Origin of the sequence: Congregibacter brevis (assembly GCF_045689245.1) — a bacterium.
GTDB classification, from domain to species: domain Bacteria; phylum Pseudomonadota; class Gammaproteobacteria; order Pseudomonadales; family Halieaceae; genus Congregibacter; species Congregibacter brevis.
Window position 1 is genome coordinate 884,185 of record NZ_CP136865.1, and the last position, 18,200, is coordinate 902,384.

At 52.0% G+C, this 18,200-nt stretch carries 16 protein-coding genes; 14 read left to right on the forward strand and 2 right to left on the reverse strand.

What is annotated here, in order from left to right; translation table 11 throughout:
- Positions 1 to 22: 22 nt before the first annotated feature.
- Positions 23 to 817, forward strand: coding sequence for a mechanosensitive ion channel family protein (locus tag R0137_RS03915; protein WP_407328701.1), 795 nt, complete (start codon positions 23 to 25; stop codon positions 815 to 817).
- A gap of 216 nt (positions 818 to 1,033) precedes the next feature.
- Here R0137_RS03915 and R0137_RS03920 read toward each other — a convergent pair whose 3' ends face one another.
- Positions 1,034 to 1,348, reverse strand: coding sequence for a high-potential iron-sulfur protein (locus tag R0137_RS03920; RefSeq protein WP_407328702.1), 315 nt, complete (start codon positions 1,346 to 1,348; stop codon positions 1,034 to 1,036).
- Positions 1,349 to 1,652: 304 nt separating this feature from the next.
- Here R0137_RS03920 and R0137_RS03925 point away from each other — a divergent pair, with 304 nt between their 5' ends.
- From R0137_RS03925 to R0137_RS03965, 9 genes are all read left to right on the forward strand, one after another.
- Positions 1,653 to 3,035, forward strand: coding sequence for a ferric reductase-like transmembrane domain-containing protein (locus R0137_RS03925; RefSeq protein ID WP_407328703.1), 1,383 nt, complete (start codon positions 1,653 to 1,655; stop codon positions 3,033 to 3,035).
- 75 nt (positions 3,036 to 3,110) lie between these two features.
- Positions 3,111 to 4,985, forward strand: a complete 1,875-nt coding sequence (locus R0137_RS03930) for an FAD-binding protein (RefSeq protein ID WP_407328704.1) — start codon at positions 3,111 to 3,113, stop codon at positions 4,983 to 4,985.
- A 17-nt stretch (positions 4,986 to 5,002) separates the two neighbouring features.
- A complete protein-coding gene (locus R0137_RS03935) occupies positions 5,003 to 5,218 on the forward strand; it encodes a ferredoxin family protein (RefSeq protein WP_407328706.1) in 216 nt (71 codons plus the stop codon).
- Between the two features lie 187 nt (positions 5,219 to 5,405).
- Complete coding sequence (locus R0137_RS03940) at positions 5,406 to 6,194, forward strand: IclR family transcriptional regulator (protein ID WP_407328708.1); 789 nt, start codon at positions 5,406 to 5,408, stop codon at positions 6,192 to 6,194.
- 289 nt (positions 6,195 to 6,483) lie between these two features.
- Positions 6,484 to 8,817: a TonB-dependent receptor gene (locus R0137_RS03945; protein WP_407328709.1), complete on the forward strand. Its 2,334-nt coding sequence runs from the start codon at positions 6,484 to 6,486 to the stop codon at positions 8,815 to 8,817.
- Positions 8,818 to 8,916: 99 nt separating this feature from the next.
- The gene (locus R0137_RS03950; RefSeq protein ID WP_407328710.1) at positions 8,917 to 10,614 is read left to right on the forward strand and encodes an arylsulfatase; all 1,698 of its coding nucleotides are present in this window, start codon (positions 8,917 to 8,919) and stop codon (positions 10,612 to 10,614) included.
- A 39-nt stretch (positions 10,615 to 10,653) separates the two neighbouring features.
- Complete coding sequence (locus R0137_RS03955) at positions 10,654 to 11,058, forward strand: DoxX family membrane protein (protein WP_407329965.1); 405 nt, start codon at positions 10,654 to 10,656, stop codon at positions 11,056 to 11,058.
- 178 nt (positions 11,059 to 11,236) lie between these two features.
- Positions 11,237 to 12,046 (forward strand): IclR family transcriptional regulator, encoded by an 810-nt coding sequence (locus tag R0137_RS03960; RefSeq protein ID WP_407328712.1) that lies wholly within the window; start codon positions 11,237 to 11,239, stop codon positions 12,044 to 12,046.
- Between the two features lie 227 nt (positions 12,047 to 12,273).
- Complete coding sequence (locus R0137_RS03965; RefSeq protein ID WP_407328714.1) at positions 12,274 to 13,761, forward strand: sodium:solute symporter; 1,488 nt, start codon at positions 12,274 to 12,276, stop codon at positions 13,759 to 13,761.
- Positions 13,762 to 14,042: 281 nt separating this feature from the next.
- On the opposite strand, the gene R0137_RS03970 is transcribed toward R0137_RS03965, so the two are convergent.
- Positions 14,043 to 14,981 (reverse strand): 3-keto-5-aminohexanoate cleavage protein, encoded by a 939-nt coding sequence (locus tag R0137_RS03970; RefSeq protein WP_407328716.1) that lies wholly within the window; start codon positions 14,979 to 14,981, stop codon positions 14,043 to 14,045.
- A gap of 247 nt (positions 14,982 to 15,228) precedes the next feature.
- Between R0137_RS03970 and R0137_RS03975 the strand changes: the two genes are divergently transcribed.
- From R0137_RS03975 to R0137_RS03990, 4 genes are read left to right on the forward strand one after another with little or no spacing between them, the layout of a single operon-like run.
- Positions 15,229 to 16,098: a cyclase family protein gene (locus tag R0137_RS03975; RefSeq protein WP_407328718.1), complete on the forward strand. Its 870-nt coding sequence runs from the start codon at positions 15,229 to 15,231 to the stop codon at positions 16,096 to 16,098.
- Positions 16,099 to 16,136: 38 nt separating this feature from the next.
- A complete protein-coding gene (locus tag R0137_RS03980; protein ID WP_407328720.1) occupies positions 16,137 to 16,484 on the forward strand; it encodes a cupin domain-containing protein in 348 nt (115 codons plus the stop codon).
- On the forward strand, positions 16,481 to 17,281 hold the full coding sequence (locus tag R0137_RS03985; protein WP_407328721.1) for an SDR family NAD(P)-dependent oxidoreductase: 801 nt from the start codon (positions 16,481 to 16,483) through the stop codon (positions 17,279 to 17,281). The genes R0137_RS03980 and R0137_RS03985 overlap by 4 nt, the downstream gene beginning before the upstream one ends.
- 6 nt (positions 17,282 to 17,287) lie before the next feature.
- Positions 17,288 to 18,199 (forward strand): 3-hydroxyacyl-CoA dehydrogenase family protein, encoded by a 912-nt coding sequence (locus R0137_RS03990; RefSeq protein ID WP_407328722.1) that lies wholly within the window; start codon positions 17,288 to 17,290, stop codon positions 18,197 to 18,199.
- Position 18,200: the final 1 nt, after the last annotated feature.

The following is an 18,200-nucleotide window of genomic DNA, read 5'->3' on the forward strand; positions in this document are numbered from 1 at the left end:
GAATATTGATCGGGGCGAACACATGAATGACTTAAACACGGCGTTAGGCTCTCTCGAAGGGTACGCAAAACTGGCCGTAACCGGTCTCGGGTTTATGCTCGTGGCGATGCTTGTGGTGTTTCTGTTGTACCGGCTGGTCTCATCCTTTGTTAAACCTCGCGGAAAGATTGCGCGGATGGTCCGTGTCGCGTTTGGTGCACTTTATGTGATGGTTATTTTGCTCGCCGTGATGCTCGCGGCAGAGCACCTCGGTTATGACATGTCAGGTATCTCTGGCATCGCTATTCTGGTTGTTATTGTCGGAGCGGTGATTGCATTCTTTGCAATCCCGTTTCTTCCGCGCCTGCCCTTTATGATTGGGGATACAGTAACCATCCGCGGCACCATGGGTATTGTCGATAGCATTACCACCTACCAGACGGTCCTGCGTACCTTTGATGGTCGCCTCGTCTACATTCCCAACATGGTGGTGCTCGGGTCGGACATTCAAAACTACAGCACTGTTCCCGTAAGGCGTGTTGATCTCACTGTGCAGCTTCACATCACCGATGACATCGCGCTGGGAAAACAGCTGTGTTTGTCCGCGATGTCTGCAGACGATCGTGTGCTTGAGGATCCCGCGCCAGCGGTGTTTGTCACGGGAATGGAGACTGGCATCGTCTCGCTGTTAGGTTTGTGTTGGGTGAACAATGCTGATTGGTTTGCGACTCAGGACGCGCTGATCGTTTCGATGGCTAAAGCTCTGAACGATAATGATGGCGTGCAACCCGTTGTTAGGGAGTTGAATGTGAATACTCGGCTTCGACCCGGAGACTGAAGCGCGAACACGATTCCGTTTTGAACGAGTTTAACCGAGCGATAGCTCGCTACAAAGAGCTTCAAAAACCGGTTGATGCACCTCCCAGTCAGGCCAGCCGCTAGTGTGCCGCCAAACAAAAACGCTGTGGTTAGCTGAGCGGCGCGCAACTGTGCCACCAGAGTTGCCACCGCGGATTAAAACTCAGCGCTTATCAGGCTTGCCAGGATTAGTGGTTTAGCCCACCCATCCGTTACACCAGCCTGCGCCGTGCACGCGCTTGCCAGCAAAGATTGGGCACATACCGTATTCATCGTCGACTGCCTGGTACAAGGTGCAGGTGGTGCATTGCTGCTTGGCACCCTCGGGGCCCGCTTTCTTTGTCCATTGCGCTGTATCTACAGTGCTGTGATCGGCTTTGTATCCCATCGCCACAGCGATTCCATCGTCTTCCGTGATGATCTCTTGCGCATGACTAAAGCGAGCAATGAGGAGGCCAGATCCTGCCGCCACTGATGTCTTTAAAAAGTTACGACGATTTAGCTTATTCATGAGTGATACTCCAGCAGTGTGTGTTCCTGGGATTAATACGGCGGCGTTGGCAGCTCCGGCTCACCCGTGTTTATTTTTTGTCGCGCTTTCTTGCACCAAATTGGTGCGCATGAGAATTATTCGCGTTCTTGATCGCATTCAAGCAGGCTAGTTATCCGCCACAGGACAATACGGGTCACTTAGTCCCGTAACTTAATACTCTCAGTCTTGCTCTACGAGACGGATCTATTGATGAACGCGATGGCCTAACGGTAATCTCATCGCATAAGTAGACGAAGGGCCTAGCGCCTCCGAGTACGTTTTAATGAACACCATGTCTCGTGGATCGGTCACCGATGCACGCCTCCAGCCCGTCATGCGATCACCGCTGTCTTATGGTGCTCTGACTGGAATCTACGTCGTTGCGATCCTCGTCCCGTGGGCGCTCTCTTACATAGAAGGTCTTGCGGTCCGCGGCTGGTATGAAGAGTTGGTTCAATTACTGAGCATTATCGGTTTGAGTATGATGCTCCTTCAATTCTTCCTTACTGCCCGAGTAGATGCTGTGGCACGTCAAGCTGGTGTAGACAACACCATGCGCCTGCACACTAAAATGGGGGAATTGGTGGGTTACCTAGTTTTACTCCATCCGCTTCTTATTGTTGCGCCTCGCTTTTTTGTTGCTCCTTCGTTTGCTCTTGGGGATCTGTGGGACTTGTTTACGAGCCCTGAAACCTCCACCGGTATGTACGCCTGGTGTCTTATGCTTGTTTGGGTTCTCATGGCAGTATTCAAAGAACGAACAGGTCTTTCTTATGAAGCCTGGCGGTACACCCATTCCGCAGGTTTTGTTGCGATTATTATTTTGGCGACGCATCACGCCATGACTATTGGTAGACATGGCCGCTATAGCGCTTGGTTCGACATCATGTGGTTCTTGCTGTGTGTAGTCGCCGTTGCACTTGTGGTTTACGTGTATTTTTTCCGTCCACGCGCGGTCGCCAAGCAGCCATTTCGAGTCGTAGACTGCTTTAAGGGTAGTGACAGTGATTGGCATCTCACTATCGAAAAAGACGGCGACTTTCCCTTTGATTTTGATGCAGGTCAGTTCACTTGGATCAGCACCTCTGACAGTGTTTTTGCACGCAATGAGCACCCGTTTTCCATTGCCACCACCAGACGCTCACTGCCAAAGGTTAGCTATGTTATTCGCGAGCTAGGCGACTATACGCGCCAGTTAGCCAAGCTCGGAGCGGGGCATCGTGTCTGGGTAGATGGTCCTCATGGTGTGTTTACGCAAAACGCGCGAAATGCGAGTGGTGTTGTTCTGATTGCGGGTGGCGCAGGCATTGGACCCATTATGGGCTTGCTCCGGGAGTTGGGAGACCACGAAGATAAGCGTCCGGTCACGCTGATCTACGGGAATCGCACCATAGAGCAGATGTCATTTATGGACGAGATTGCGTCGTTGGAATGCGTGCTGAATCTTGACACCCAACTGGTCTTGGAGCAGCCGCCGGAAAATTTCACAGGACTCCCAGGTTTCATTAATCAAGAAGTGCTGTCCGGCGTGGTCAGCCAACCCGAATCTATCAATTGGGATTTCTATATCTGCGGCCCTCCGGTCATGGTTAAAGCAGTTGAAGAGTCTCTGTTGTCTCTTTCGGTCGCCCCGGAGCGGATCCTGTATGAGCAGTTGGGTTTTTAACGAGCACAAGTCGGCTCAATAGTACGGGCGTCCCATGCGATCTCGGTACAGGACCGGGTAGAGGTAAGAAAAGTTATGGCAGAAAACAACGACGATGAAAAAATTGAAGAGGGTGTTTCTCGTAGAGACGTCATAAAAGCGGGAATGTTCACCGCAGCAGCGCTTTCGGCACCTCTTGTTCTGAATCCCGGGCAATCGTCCATGGCCGCTGCGGCTAAGACAAATCATAAAAGCGACCTACTTATTATTGGAAGTGGGTTTGCCGGGACTTTTGCAGCTCTGGAAGCTAGGAAAAACGGTTTGTCCGTAATTATGGTGGATAAAGGCGTAGTAGGTTGGTCAGGCATGTCCCCTTGGGCGTCCGATAGCAGGCCTTTCGATGCGGAGATTTACGATCGAGAAGAGTGGCAAGACAATTTGGCCATGAACACAGAGTACGTTAACGATCGAAAGTGGCTCGACATTTTTATGGATGAGTCGCTCGACATCTTCTATGACCTGCAAGCTATGGGCGCACACGAAACTAAACCGTTTGAGCGTGGAACAAAGGCATTCCGGCGCGAGTTGGAAGCCGCTGATGTTGAGTTTGTCGAGCGCACAATGATCACTTCGCTCCTAAAGGATGATAGTGGTCGCGTATCGGGCGCTGTTGGCTTTACCTATGACGACTCTCGAGAGGAATCTAAGGCGATTGTACTAAACGCAGGTGCCGTTATCTTGTGTACTGGAGCCGGCTCCTATAAGAGTCCAGGGTTTCCAATTTGGGGGCAAACCTTCGACGGAGATGCTATGGCCTATGAAGCAGGTGCGAAAATAGTTGGGAAGGAGTTTCACGATACTCACCCTACCTTTGCCTTTGCCCCCGCTGCTGCTTACGAGGGGTGGAAGTGGGCGCAGGAGGTAAAGGGCGCTTACGTGATGGTAGGTCCCCCTAACAAATTAGATGGTGGCCTGACGCTGGGTAATGCGCTGAGCGTTTACAACCACGGCGTAGACCGAAGACTTGGCATGGGGCCGGGAGGCGAAGCTCCTCCCGCTCCCGGTGAGCCACCTCCCGGCGCTGAAGAGCGAGAACGAAATAAAAAGTATCTTGGTAAGGGTTACCTAAAGACGCCTGGACTTCATCTTGATATGGGGGGGCCTCCTGAGGCTCCTTCAGAAGAGGGTGAAGCTGAAAAGATGGGGCATCGCGTCGGCGGAGCTACGGCTGGCATGGGAGTGCATAAAAGCGAGGGTGTATTGTCGTCTGATTACACGTGCGCTGCAGATGGTGTTGAGGGGCTTTATGCGGCGGGAGACGCCCTCGGCTCTATGTTATGCGGTTCCCTCTACCCTGGACGAGGATTTTCATCTTATGGATCTGCTATTCAGGGTCGTCGCGCCGCCAAATACGCCGCTCAGTTTTTGAAGGCTAACCCACCGCCCGAAGTGAATGAGAACAAGGTCGCGAAAGTAGTAGAGGCTATGTGGGCGCCAAGAGAAAACGAAAGGGGCTACAGCCCAGAATGGCTTACCGCAACGCTACAGAACACGATGACGCCATTTCATGTTCTTTATGTGAAGGAGCGACGCAGATTGGACGGAGCCCTAGCCTCCATCGAATTCCTGAGGCAACACTGTGTGCCCCGAATGATTGCTCGGGATGGGCATGAGTTGCGCATGGCGCACGAAGTAAAGAGCATGCTTCTCAATGCAGAGATGAAGCTGCGTGCGGGTTTGTATCGTGAAGAAAGTCGCGGCACGCATTTCCGTGAGGACTTTCCCGCTCGCAATGATGATGAATGGTTTTGTTGGGTGACCGCGCAATCGCAAGATGGACAAATGGCGATGGGTAAAAAGATGCTTCCAGAAGAGTGGAAGCCCGATGCCGCCAGGTCCTACCGAGAAAACTACCCTAGGATATTTCCGGGTGAAGACGAGTATATGAACAACCGTAGTTTCACTGCATAGAGAGGATAGTCCACCGCATGCCCATTGAAAAAATTCACGGCTGTATCGGTTGCGAAAACTGCGTAAAAGCTTGCCCTACCGATGTTATACGAATGGACCCGGTGTCTGAGCAGGCCTACATTGCATATCAGCAAGACTGCCAGATTTGCCACCTTTGCCGGCTGAGCTGCCCCGTCGATGCGATAACTCTAACGCCCGATAAGGCGATGCTTCCAACAACGTCCTGGGGGTAGCCGATGTTTGATTGCCGACAGCTATCCACGTGTCCTCCGAGACGGGCCGAGGATTTCAAAGTATTCTTTGTGGCGTTGGCTGCAATCGTGATTGTTCTTGCAGGTTGTGAAATTTCGCCAGATCAGGTTAAGTTCGTGGGCGATGATCGAGCAACACCTTTAAGCGCTCCATCACAAGAGAGTCACGATGAAGCACCCGATCAAGGACAAGCTGAGCGCCATTGAAAAAACCTTGGAGATTCTCGTCTCCTTTGCAGATGTTGATCACGAAGTTGGCACTGTAGAAGTAAGTGAGCATACGGGTATTCATAAGGCTACGGTCTCGCGCATATTAGGTACTTTGCTTGAATACGGGATGGTCTCTCAGAACGACGAGACTAAGAAGTACACTCTTGGGCCTCTCGCTTACCGTCTTGGTCGAACGCAAACTGGGCAATCCATTAGTGCATTCACCTCTGTGTCTCAGAAGTACATAGACGAACTGCGCGATGCCGTGGGTGAAACTGTGAGTCTTGAGGTGTGGGCGGAACGCAAAACCATTGCCTGTTATCTTGCAGAGAGTAAGAGCCCATTACGTGTGGCTATGGCATCCGCTGATGTTTTACCTTTGCATGCTCCCGCGGGTGCAAAAGCCATTCTTGCTTTTGTCGGCCAGGACCATCTCGATAGATTGCTTTCGGAGGACTTGCCGCGTTTCACCGAACATACGATTACTTCTAAAACGGAGCTCCTTGAACGTCTTGTAATCTTCAACAAGCAAGGTTATTCCATCGATAATCAAGAGCTTTATCCCGGGATCTTCGCCATCGGTGTCCCTATCTTTGATCGTATTAGCAAACCTGTTGCAGCGGTATCTGTGGTTATGCCGGCGAGTCGGGTAACCGAGAAGCGCGAAGCTGAAATCGTACAGCATCTTAAGCGCACGTCTCGTGCAGTATCTGCGGCGATGAGTGACGGGCCCAACAGTTTCTTTTGAGGCCTAAGCCGCCTTTTTCGCTCGCATTACACTTGCCCTCTACGCCGCAGATCTCTGTGTCTGGCTGTTGCTTCCGTGATCCTGAAAGTTCGTGCCTCAGGCGCACTGCTGTATTGGGGAAGGTTTTTGGAGTGTATCGCTAGTATCAAATTTGTCTCACATGGCGATACAGATTAATTGCTATACAGTTCATCCGTCGCTATTCTCATAATGCGTTCATACACAATTATGACGTTCTCCTGACTTGCATAAGCTAACCATAAACATAATCAGGTGTAAGGGAATCACTATGAAACCAAGATTTAACCGTCTGTTCACCGCGACTGCGGCTGGTACTCTCGCTGCTTTGGGGGCACTCCCGACGGCTTCTTTTGCCCAAACTGTTTTAGAGGAAGTTGTAGTGACGGCAACCAAGCGAGCGGAAGGCCTACAGGACATTCCTCTCTCGGTTACCGCATTTTCGCAAAACGACATGGATTTGCGCGGCTTCAGCAATATACAGGGTATCCAGGAAGCAACACCAAACCTGAATTTCTCCGTTCAATCAGCTGGACAGAATGTGGCTCGAGTGACGCTGAGAGGTATAGGCACCGAGACTCTTGTCGGTGGTGGTGATCCCGGTGTTGCCGTACACATTGACGGCGTTTACGTTGGGCGAAACTCCGTCGCCGCTGGTGACATATTTGATATCTCAAGAGTGGAAGTTTTGCGTGGCCCGCAGGGCACCTTGTATGGACGAAATGCTACGGGCGGCTCGATCAATATAATCACGGAACGACCTAACGATGAGTTTGAGGCTAACGTTGACCTGGCTTTGGGCAACTACAACTCGCAACGCCTGAGGGCCGTAGCAAATGGTCCTTTGACGGATAGCGTTAGTGCACGGGTAGCATTGTTTTCGGATAAGCGTGATGGGTTCTACAACAACTCCTTCAATGGCCGAGACGGCGATGATAAAGATAGCCTTGGCGTTCGGCTCCAGTTTCTCTGGGAGTCAGAGTCGGGGAACGAGGTCTTGCTTCGTGGCTATCACTCGGAGTTTGATTCTATAGGTCCAGGCTCTACTTACCTCGGTGATGATCTACCCTCAACCGCAACAGGCTATCCTGCGGGGCATATAACCGGCGTTTCCAGCGGCCCATTACCGCCCCCGGGAGCTCCTATTATTGCTGATTTGTATGGCCTGGCTACGACGTCTGAAGGCGACGCTGTGTTGCCTCGACCTACGGGTCTGCGCGACGTTCGCCGTGACGCTGCAGAGTTTCTCGAGCAAACTATTGAAGGTGTGGACTTGGAGGCAAGCTTTACACTGAACGATGCAATGCTTTTCCGTTCTATCAGCTCGTATCAGACCAACGACAACGAAATTTTGGTGGACGCGGACAACTCCGAGTTGCCTATACAAACGCGCTATCGCTTGAACGAGGCCGAACAGTACAGCCAAGAGTTCAACCTTATCTCCCAAGGTGAGTCAAAGCTTCAGTGGATTTTGGGTGCATTTTACTACCACGAAGAATTGACGGAGACATTCAACACCACGACACCTGCGGGATTGCTACCACTGAGCACGCCGCTTCCACCGGGTGCCGTACCCGGGGGTGGTGGCGTTGCTCAGGACAGAGTCGCTCTCCATGATGTGGACTCTTATGCGTTGTTCGCGCAAGTCTCCTACGAACTTACTGAAAAAGCTTCTGTAACTGTCGGGCTCAGGCAGACTTGGGACGAGAAAACGCAGGATCGCCCCTTTGGTGGGCAGCTTGATTTGACAAATGGTTACCGGTTTATGGGTCGTGGTTCCACGGATCCTCTACCGCCGTCTACTGCCGAGACTGATTTTTCTGAGCTTACCTATCGTGTGAGCGCGGACTACGCGCTGACGGATGACAATATGTTATTTGCCAGTATTTCGCGGGGCTATAAGTCAGGAGGCTTTGACTTTAACGGTGGTGCGTTAGAGGGCGACGAGCAAGTCCCCTATGATCCGGAATTTGTAGACGCCTATGAGATCGGATCGAAAAACAAGTTCTACGACGACAGAATCGTGCTCAACCTGACAGCGTTTTACTATGACTATCAGGATCTGCAAGTGTTTCGCCTCACCGGCGACGGGCCGCTTACGGACAATGCAGCGCAATCTACGATTTGGGGTCTAGAGGCCGAAACTGAGTTATTGATAACTGATGCTTTTCGTATCGATGCATCGGTTGGCCACTTGGACGCCACCTACGACGAGTACTTTGTCGAGGTGCCGCCTCCGACACAAGACTTCTCTGGGAAGACGCTGAATTACTCACCTGAGTGGACGGCTCACTTAGGCGCTGAGTACACCGCTGTGCTGGGGCAAAACGAACTGATTTTTCGAGTGGATTATTCCTATCGATCGGAGACGTTTTTTGATCGTGCAAATAGCGACTTTGATACTCAGGATGCTTATGGCCTGCTGAATGCGCGTATCCGCTACAGCGCGGAAAAATGGTTTGCAGATGTTTTCGCTCAAAATATGACGGACGAAGAATACGTTACCGGTCAGTTGATAAATCCTCCCTTCTCCTGTGGCTGCCGCACTGTGAACCTCGGACCGCCCATGACCTATGGCGTTACCGTAGGGTATCGTTGGGAGTGAAGCCAGACGCGCTGATTGGTTGGCTTGTCGCAACGCTTAGCTTCAATCGCATAACCGACATCCCTCCTGTGGAGGGTGTCGGCTTTTCAGAGGAATGGAATGATTAGGTTCAGCGCATCAACAGCCTTGCTGCTTCTTGGGTTTACCTTTTCCGCCTGCGCGGATACGACGCCGACGAGGCAAGATTCAGCCGCGCTCTCCCGACGCCCTAACGTATTGCTGGTAGTAGCAGACGACTTGGGATACTCAGATTTAGGGTCCTTCGGCGGTGAGATTAGTACGCCAAACTTAGACGAGTTGGCGGGCGAAGGCATTCGCTTGACTAATTTTCACGCGGGGCCGACCTGTTCTCCCACACGTTCCATGCTGATGTCAGGTACGTATAACCATCAGGCGGGTCTGGGTGCTATGGCAGAGTGGAGGGCGGAGAATCAGCGAGGTAAGCCAGGATATGAAGGCTATTTGAATGATCGGGTGCTAGCGCTACCCCAGCTAATGCAAGACAGCGGTTACTACACCTTTATGGCCGGAAAATGGCATCTGGGTATGCAGCCCTCTCAGGGACCACAGGCGAGGGGGTTTCTCGACTCTTTTGCAATGTTGCCGGGGGCCGGTGGTCACTATGACCAGCTAGGAATCAACCCACGTCTCCCCGTTATCCCGTATTCGGAGAATGGCATTGAGGCTGAGCTGCCCGACAATTTCTATTCAACATCTTTTTACACTGATCGTGCTATTGCCTACATAAACAAGTCCCTGGAGACTCCGGATCAGCCATTTTTTGGCTACGTTGCGTATACAGCACCCCATTGGCCATTGCAGGTTGACGCTTCTTATAGTGATAAGTATCGCGGTAGATATGCCGGCGGCTACAGTGAGCTGAAAAGCGAGCGTATCGATCGAATGAAGCGTCTGGGTATTGTCGCCCCTGATGTTGTTGCCTTTGAGGGCAGCGGGTGCAGTGCTGCGTGGGAAGATTTGTCGACTGACGAGCGACTAGAGCAGGCTCGCCTGATGGAATTGTATGCGGGAATGGTCGACGCGCTAGACGACAATATTGGTCGCCTCATCGATCATCTTAAAGCGGTGGATGCCTATGACAACACGCTTATCGTTTTTATGTCGGACAATGGTGCAGATGCACGACCTCCCAGCGGGATGGGTATGGAGTCAGAATTCATTGCCTCGAAGTACGACAACAGCATAGAGAATATGGGTACATCGACATCTTTTGTTTCCTATGGCTCAGCCTGGGCTGAAGTTGGGAGCGTCCCGTTTAGGCTGCATAAAGGAATGACCACCGAAGGAGGGGTTCGTGTTCCCGCTATTGTGAGGCTGCCTGGAGGTTCATCGTCAGGAGCGATTAAACGCGGCTTTTCGTCAGTATTGGATCTACTGCCCACGTTTCTTGATGTGGCAAACGCCCCGGACCCTCGCGATCAGGCGGTACATGAGAGTCGCTTTGTGCCAGTGGGTGCTTCACTTATTGATTATCTCCAAGGGCATGTCGATAGCGTGCATAGTAATGAACCTTATGGTTTTAGCGTTCATAGGCGTCAAGGTTTGCAGTTCAATCAGTGGAAAATTGTGAGATTGCCCGCTCCTTATGGTGATGAAAGTTGGGAGCTATATGACCTGGAAGCCGATCCCGGCGAGACGAAGAACCTCGCCGCGACCATGCCTGCTAAAACTGCAGAGATGGTGGCTAGGTGGAAGGAATTTGCGGCGACGACGGGCATTGTCGTGTCCGAGGTCTCGACGCGTGTACCCGCTGAATGTACCGGAGCAAGGTCTTAGTATGAAACGACAGTTAGGTGAGTCTGTCCTTTGTCGTCTATGACGCGCGACACGCGTATTCGCATATCGCTACTTGCCTTGCGAATGGGGGTGTTCGCGGTTTTTATGGTATGGACTCTCGATAAGCTGTTCAATTACCAACATAACAGCGGAATGATCAGCCACTACTATCACGTGGATCTGCCGCAGTGGTTTTTAGTTGCGCTGGGGCTTGCAGAACTTGGAATGCTATTTGGGTTCCTTTTGGGTCTGTTCAAGAATTTTACCTACGCGGCGGTGTTGGTCGCGCATGCGGTGACTACCTTGGTTTCCTCTTGGCGTTTACTTCCACCCTATGAGATCCACCAACTCTTATATTTTGGGTCACTACCCATGCTCGCTGCGTGTGTTGCCTTGTACCTGTTGCGAAGCGAGGACACGCTTTGGAATCTCTCCAAGCCGTAGTGTATGTTTTGGACGGAGGCAAGATACTTTGATGGTGCGACGAGCAAAGCTGTGAGGTGAGGCTTTTGCGCGTTTTCTCTCTCTCTCGGGCAAACCTGAGAGAGAGTTTTTTCCAGGTTTCATTATAGAAAACTCATAGCAAAAACCGTCGTAGTAGACAGCGAAGGGTGGTACCACGATGTGGTACAGTTGTGTTTTCAGCTTCGATATCGAGAACGTTGTGGCTCCAAAAAAGATCGCTGCGCCCCGCAAGGGGATTCAGGTCATTGCACGGGCTGCGTCTGTGTTGCGCACCTTGGAGAATGAGTCCGATGGTCTGAGCCTGGGTCAGATAGCCAAGGCGACGGACCTCTCCCGATCTACGGTGCAGCGGATTGTTGACGCCTTGGCCGAGGAGCATTTTGTAATCGGTGCGACGCCCACGTCACGGGTCAAACTGGGTCCGGCGATTCTGCGCATGGCTAGCAACTCGAGTTTCAATTTTGTGGAATTCATCAGGCCTTACATCGCAAAGTTAGCGAAAGATACGGGCGAAACTGTTGATGTGTCGGAGATGCAAAAAAAACGCACGGTTTTTGTCGATCAGGTGGTGGGGTCCGGTAGGCTGAACATCGTTTCTCCGGTAGGAGAAGCGTTTCCTTTGCACTGTCTTGCGAGCGGTAAAGCGATGTTGGCTACCCTGAGTGATGCTGACGTGCGCAAGCGCCTGGGTCCTAAGGAGTTAGAGCGTCATACCACTGCTACTAAAGCTGATTTGAATGCCTTGCTGAAAGAGTTGGCTGCAGTGCGAAAGCTTGGCGTCGCCTTCGACTACGAAGAGCACCTTGAGGGAGTGAGTGCTGTTGGCACCGCGATTCAGGAGCCTGGGGGCACCCTTTATGCCATTTCCATCCCGGTGCCGACGGTGCGTTTTAAGCGCAGCAAGCTGGATCTTCAAAAGGCTCTTTTGCAATGCCGCGCCGATATCGTGGAAGAGATCGAGAACTAGTGCACTGCGCTGTTGCTGAATTATCCCGCGACCCTTATTGTCTCACATAGTGATTCATTTGTATTGACAAGCAGTTGTCATGCTCGGACACTTGGACGTATCCAGACACGTTGCCTGAGTAGTCTAATAATGAATAACGGCAGCTCAATGCTGTGCCTTACCCGCTACGTAAGCCGGGGCTTTCACGCGCAATGCCAACACTTGCAATACAGGGTCGGTGGGCAAGCATGAATATCGTGCTCGCCTTGGTGCTTGTTTATAACGTTGCGGTTATTGGCGGGATTGGTTGGTATCTCAACCTACAAGAGAAGCGTTCAGGGCACCTGACGGATCTAGCCACGGGTGGTCGAAACACAGGCCTCGCGATGTTCTCTGTAACCTTAGCGATTACCTACCTTGGGTCAGCACATGTTTATGGCCTCATGGAGATGTCCTTCGCTTTGGGCGCTGTCGCCTTGTGGTTCTGTTTTGCCCACACCATTTTGATGTGCGTCATATGCTTGGGTACAGGCCCCTGGGTCCGTCGCCTCGGTTGCGCCACCATTCCCGAATTAGTGGGCACTATGTATGGGCCCAGTATGCGGACCTACGTTGCGTGTATCGCTGCCATGGTGGTGTTTGGCCTTGTTACGCTAGAGACCCAAACTCTGGGCATTGGTATCGCCGCGATTAGCGGATGGTCACTGGGATGGTCTGCCGTGCTTGGTGCCGTTTTAGGGACTGCGTACGTAACACTGGGCGGAATAAAGCAGACGATGTGGGTCAATCTGGTGAATGCGGTGGTGATGTATGGCTCCATTATTATCGCTGGAATCTATCTTGGTTTTGTTTTGCCTGAAGGTTGGGATGGAGTTCAGCAGCACTACATTTCCAATGGCGAAGAATTCAAGCTCAGTGTGATGGGCACTCCCGATCTCATGGTGGGGTTTTCCCTTGCTGCGGTCTTTTCTGTGGTGTTCGCTCAATCGGTGAATCAGCAGGGAATGGCCGCCGCCATATCTGCAAGAGACGAGAGCGTCATTCGTAAATCTTTGTGGATCGCAGCGCCAATAAATGGTCTTTTTGGCGTGTTTCCCGTGCTCTGCGGATTGGCGGCCGCAACAATACCGGAGTTTGCGCAGTTGGGCCCAAAGCTTGCGGCAGCAACTATGATTGTTGAGCTACTGCCGACCTGGTTGGTGGTGTTACTTCAGGCCGGCTTTCTCGGTGCGTTGTTATCAACTTTTGCCATGTCTGCTTTAGCCCCCGCTACGATTTTCACAAAAGATATTGTCGGGGCTAGTGTCGATGGCGGCTTATCACCACGGGCAGAGCGGCAGATGATCCGCAAAGTCATTTTGATCGTGGGTGGTCTTGCAGCCGCACTAACCTTCTTTAACCACCCCAATGTCATCGAGGCAATAACCTGGCTTTTCGCTTGGTTGGCGCCACTATTTTTCATTATTGTGGCTGGCCTGTTTTGGAAGCGTAACACCACTGCGGCGTACATCGTTGTGTTCGGATCCTGGCTAGTGAATTGCGCATGGTCTATCGGACCTGTGCGCGCCGCCATTGGCGGTCTGGCGCCGCCATTGGCGTTATTGGAGAACGCTCATATCAGCGCGATGGTGGCGTTTCTGCTAACGGTTATTTGTTTTGCCGCTGCGGGCCGCAGTGAAGCGGCTTTGTTTGCCGAAAAGCAAACACCGATTTCTGACTTGAGGGCCGCACAATGATTCTTCCCTTGGAACTGTTCTTAACTGCAGCAGCCGTAATCTTCGCGATCGTTGTTGTGGCAGAAGTGCTTTGGAAGATCCAACGAATTATCAGTAAGGGGAAATGATGGACGACACCGAGGTTTGGATGTTGGGTGTTGGTGCTTTCGGTGTCGCTTTCTACTTACTTTCGCTCTACTTTGCCCAGCGCTCGAGGACTACAGACTAAACGCTGAGCAGTGGATTAAATGGCTCATTTCGAAACAACTAATGGCGCGTGTATCGATCCTAAGGCCTGAGTTTCAGACGGCCAGGTTTTCAGGGCCTTTCAGTGCGAGCATTTCGCGAACGTCATCAGGGGATGCAACTTCGTAACCAAGTTCCTCGATGAGCCTCCGCACCTTGCGTACTTGCTGAGCGTTAGAGCTCGCCAGCTGACCGCGCTCAATGAATAGTGAGTCTTCAAGGCCCACGCGCACATTGCCGCCCATCATTACCGCTTGCGTGGCAAAAGGCATTTGCGCAGCGCCGGCAGCCATTACAGACCATTGGTAGTTGTCACCGAAAAGACGGTCGGCCGTGCGCTTCATAAACATTAGGTTATCTAGGTCTGCCCCGATGCCGCCAAGAATGCCAAAGATAAACTGGATAAAAACCGGTGCCTTAAACAGGCCCGTTTCCATGCAGAACTTTAGATTGTACAAATGCCCTACGTCGTAACATTCGTGTTCAAACTTAACGCCGTGAGCCTGCCCCAGGCTTTTTTCTACCTGAGCAATATCTCGGAAGGTGTTTCTAAATATGTAAGCGTCAGAGTTCTCAATGTACTCCTTTTCCCAGTCGAACTTGTAGCTGTCATAACGACTGGCGAGGCCGTGGAAGGAGAAGTTCATGCTCCCCATATTTAGAGAGCTCATTTCTGGGGAAATAGTCTCTGATGGTCTTATGCGCTCTTCTATGGTCGTTAACAGGCTACCACCAGTCGATATATTGAGTACGGCGTCCGTGCTCGCACGAATGGTCGGTACAAAGCCCATAAAATGATCAGGCTCCAGCGACACCGAGCCGTCTTCCGGATGTCGCGCATGAAGATGAAGCACCGCCGCTCCCGCTTCGGCCGCGTCAATGGCCTGCTGTGCTATGTCATCGGGCTTGTAGGGCAGGGCGTCCGACATCGTGGGCGTGTGAATTGCGCCGGTGATAGCACAGGATATTGCGACTTTTCCGTAGGTTTTTTTCATGCTGTGCGATCTCCAGAAAGCATTATATTGGGCTTCTCAATTTAGTACTACTCAGCGATACAAATGTACTGTAAGAAAATACGCCGAGATGCGCGTCTGTCAAGACAAGGCGTATCACATGGTGAACCTATTCAGGGAAAACTCGGTACCTTTGCCTTGACAGTCATTGCTTTGAGTGCAATCGTATTGCGATACAAATATACCACTAAGTGATATAAAAAATTCGATAGATAAATGGAGATTTGTGATGTCTGGTTGGGAAGAAGGCGATTGGCGCGATGAGTCCTTGTGCATTTTCGAGGAGAGCAACTTACTCAATAAAATGGGCTTGGAGTTTTATGATCTCAGCCACCCGTGGGGGCTCGGACAGCCCTGCTGGCCATACTTTGAGGACGTGAAGATCGAGCGTCTTCACAGTATGTCCAAGTCGGGTGTACTTACCCAGCGCATAACTACTGTGATGCATTCGGGTACGCACATCGACGCTCCTGCGCATGTTGTTCCCGGCACGCCGTTCATGGATGAGGTCCCCTTACCGTATTTCTTTGGATCCGGAGTCGTTTTGGATATTCCCAAAAAGAAGTGGGAGCTAGTGACGCGAGAAGATCTGGAAAACGCCACGCCAAGCGTAAGAGAAGGCGATATCGTCATCGTTAACACGGGCTGGCACAAATACTACGGCGACAACCGGCACTACTACGGCTATGCCCCCGGATTCGGCCGCGAAGCGGGCGAATGGTTTGTCGAGAAGAAAGTCAAGATGGCCGGCAACGATACGCAGGCCCTCGACCATCCTTTGGCAACTGCTATCGGTCCCCACGGCCCTGGCGCACCAAATGGGCTTCTACCTGATGTTTGTGCAGAGTACAAAGCTGAAACCGGGCGAGATGTCATTGAGGATTTTCCTGAGTGGGAGCCTTGTCACAACTTGATCTTGTCTAACGGCATTTGCGGTTTTGAGAACATTGGCGGAGATATCGACAAAGTCTCTGGCAAGCGCGTGACATTTGCCGCTTTCCCGTGGCGATGGAAGAAAGGCGATGGTTGTATCGTTCGCCTAGTGGCCATTGTCGATCCGACCGGGAGCTTTCGCATCGAAACTGGATCCACGGAATAAGCCTGCCCGTGCTGGCGTTCTAGGAGAGAAAGAGCCTTATGGAAATCACGCGTTTTGAGGATGCTCCGCGTTACGACGCACCGGGTCATTTCGATATGAGAGGCCTTCGGCTGCAGGGTTTTGACGTATCTTCCGCGACTTTCGCCTGGACTGGGTTGTCGCGGTTTCTACCCGGTGGCGGGGCCGAGATGGACGAGAGTCCGCTAGAGAAAATCTACGTTGTCCTCGAAGGACAGATCACTATTACCCTTGGTTCAGGTGAGTCACAGGTCCTAAAGCGTTTTGACAGTTGTTTTATTCCCGGGGGCGAGGCCAGAGCGATCGGTAACGCAAGTAATGAAATGGCGACGATGCTTGTGGTGATGCCGTATCCGGAGCCCGCATGAGTTTACCTAGTATCGAACCTAAAGATCTCTTTGATGTTGTTGGCAAGGTGGCGTTGGTCGTTGGGGCGACCGGATCTTTCGGCCAAGTGGTTTGCGCTACGTTGGGTAAAGCGGGGGCTAAGCTGGTTGTAACTGCGGGGAGTCAGTCAGCCCTTGATGAGCTTTCGGGGCGGCTGGCAAACGAGGGAATCAGCGCCGCGGCTGTGCCGCGCAGACCAAATACAGAGGCTGACTGCGATGCGATGGTCGAAGCTGCGTTAAGCAATTTCGGTGGCGTCGATATTCTCGTTGTCGCCTCGGGAATGAATGATGTCTCCCCCATCGATGAAATGTCTCCTGAACGGTTTCAAAAGGTGATGCTTGCAAACGTAGAGGGTGCGTGGCTAATCGCGCGGTCCGTAGGCCGGCAGTTCATTCAGCAGGGTCGAGGTGGGAAGGTGGTGTTTACTTCCTCTGCTCGAGGCAAGCTTGGCCACCCCGCAGGCTATTCCGCTTATTGCACTTCTAAATCCGCTACCGATGGTATGACTCGCGCGCTAGGTTGTGAGTGGGGTAAGCACAACATCACGGTTAACGCTATTGCTCCCACAGTTTTCCGGTCCCCAGTCACTGCCTGGATGTTTGAAGACACCCCGGAAGCTACTAAGGTCCGCGAGGGCTTTCTTTCAAGGGTTCCTCTGGGCAGATTGGGTGAACCCGAGGACTTGGCTGGCCCCCTCTTGTTTCTTTGTTCCCGTGCATCAGATTTTCATACGGGTCATATCGTTTACGCAGATGGTGGCTATACCGCAGGCTAGTGACTTATGACTGAGATAAAAAACGTAGCTGTTGTTGGTGGTGGTTTGATGGGCGCAGGTATCGCTCAGGTGTTTGCTGTCGCTGGATATAGAGTCACTGTGTTTGAGCCTGCTGAAGACGCTCGAAGGTCACTTCGCGGCCGTGTTGCAGAGACTTTGGAATTCTTGGGGCAGGACGCATCCGTTACTGACAATATCGATGTCACTGATGATCTTGGAGTGGCGGCGGCAGGCGCAGATTTTGTGACCGAGGCGGCGCCCGAGAAACTTGAGCTGAAGCAGTCTATCTTTCGAGATCTGGAGCGACTGGTTCCAGCGACATGTATTCTTGCCAGCAATACCTCAGTCATTCCCATAACCAAAATAACTCAGGGACTCAAGACCGGACATCGTATGGTGGGCACGCACTGGTGGAACCCCCCTTACCTGATCCCCTTGGTTGAGGTCGTTCAGGCGGCTAGTACAGACGATGTAACACTTGCGTTGACGATGGACTTACTCACTTATGTGGGGAAGGAGCCCGCACACGTCAAAAAGGATGTCCCGGGCTTTGTGGCCAACCGTCTCCAGCACGCGTTGTGGCGCGAAGCGATCGCTATGGTCGCAGAGGGTATCTGTGATGCGGAAACCTTAGATCGCTGTGTAAAAAACAGCTTTGGGCTCAGGCTTCCTGTTTTGGGGCCTTTAGAGAATGCTGATATGGTGGGTTTGGATCTTACGCTGGATATCCACAAAACCATGATTCCCGAGCTTGATCGAAGTGCTGGGCCTCACCCTTTTCTTGAGGAAAGAGTGAAGACGGGGAAACTAGGATTTAAATCTGGAGAAGGCTTTCAGACATGGACTGAAGCCGAGCGAGAGAGTCTCAGAGAGCAGCTCAATAGCCACCTGGTGAGAGCGCAAAGCAGTCGAACTTAGG

Bases quoted from the DNA above. Each gene is read 5' to 3' on its own strand.
- R0137_RS03915 (WP_407328701.1), top strand. From the start codon at position 23: ATGAATGACTTAAACACGGCGTTAGGCTCTCTCGAAGGGTACGCAAAA.
- R0137_RS03920 (WP_407328702.1), bottom strand. From the start codon at position 1,348: ATGAATAAGCTAAATCGTCGTAACTTTTTAAAGACATCAGTGGCGGCA.
- R0137_RS03925 (WP_407328703.1), top strand. From the start codon at position 1,653: ATGAACACCATGTCTCGTGGATCGGTCACCGATGCACGCCTCCAGCCC.
- R0137_RS03930 (WP_407328704.1), top strand. From the start codon at position 3,111: ATGGCAGAAAACAACGACGATGAAAAAATTGAAGAGGGTGTTTCTCGT.
- R0137_RS03935 (WP_407328706.1), top strand. From the start codon at position 5,003: ATGCCCATTGAAAAAATTCACGGCTGTATCGGTTGCGAAAACTGCGTA.
- R0137_RS03940 (WP_407328708.1), top strand. From the start codon at position 5,406: ATGAAGCACCCGATCAAGGACAAGCTGAGCGCCATTGAAAAAACCTTG.
- R0137_RS03945 (WP_407328709.1), top strand. From the start codon at position 6,484: ATGAAACCAAGATTTAACCGTCTGTTCACCGCGACTGCGGCTGGTACT.
- R0137_RS03950 (WP_407328710.1), top strand. From the start codon at position 8,917: ATGATTAGGTTCAGCGCATCAACAGCCTTGCTGCTTCTTGGGTTTACC.
- R0137_RS03955 (WP_407329965.1), top strand. From the start codon at position 10,654: ATGACGCGCGACACGCGTATTCGCATATCGCTACTTGCCTTGCGAATG.
- R0137_RS03960 (WP_407328712.1), top strand. From the start codon at position 11,237: ATGTGGTACAGTTGTGTTTTCAGCTTCGATATCGAGAACGTTGTGGCT.
- R0137_RS03965 (WP_407328714.1), top strand. From the start codon at position 12,274: ATGAATATCGTGCTCGCCTTGGTGCTTGTTTATAACGTTGCGGTTATT.
- R0137_RS03970 (WP_407328716.1), bottom strand. From the start codon at position 14,981: ATGAAAAAAACCTACGGAAAAGTCGCAATATCCTGTGCTATCACCGGC.
- R0137_RS03975 (WP_407328718.1), top strand. From the start codon at position 15,229: ATGTCTGGTTGGGAAGAAGGCGATTGGCGCGATGAGTCCTTGTGCATT.
- R0137_RS03980 (WP_407328720.1), top strand. From the start codon at position 16,137: ATGGAAATCACGCGTTTTGAGGATGCTCCGCGTTACGACGCACCGGGT.
- R0137_RS03985 (WP_407328721.1), top strand. From the start codon at position 16,481: ATGAGTTTACCTAGTATCGAACCTAAAGATCTCTTTGATGTTGTTGGC.
- R0137_RS03990 (WP_407328722.1), top strand. From the start codon at position 17,288: ATGACTGAGATAAAAAACGTAGCTGTTGTTGGTGGTGGTTTGATGGGC.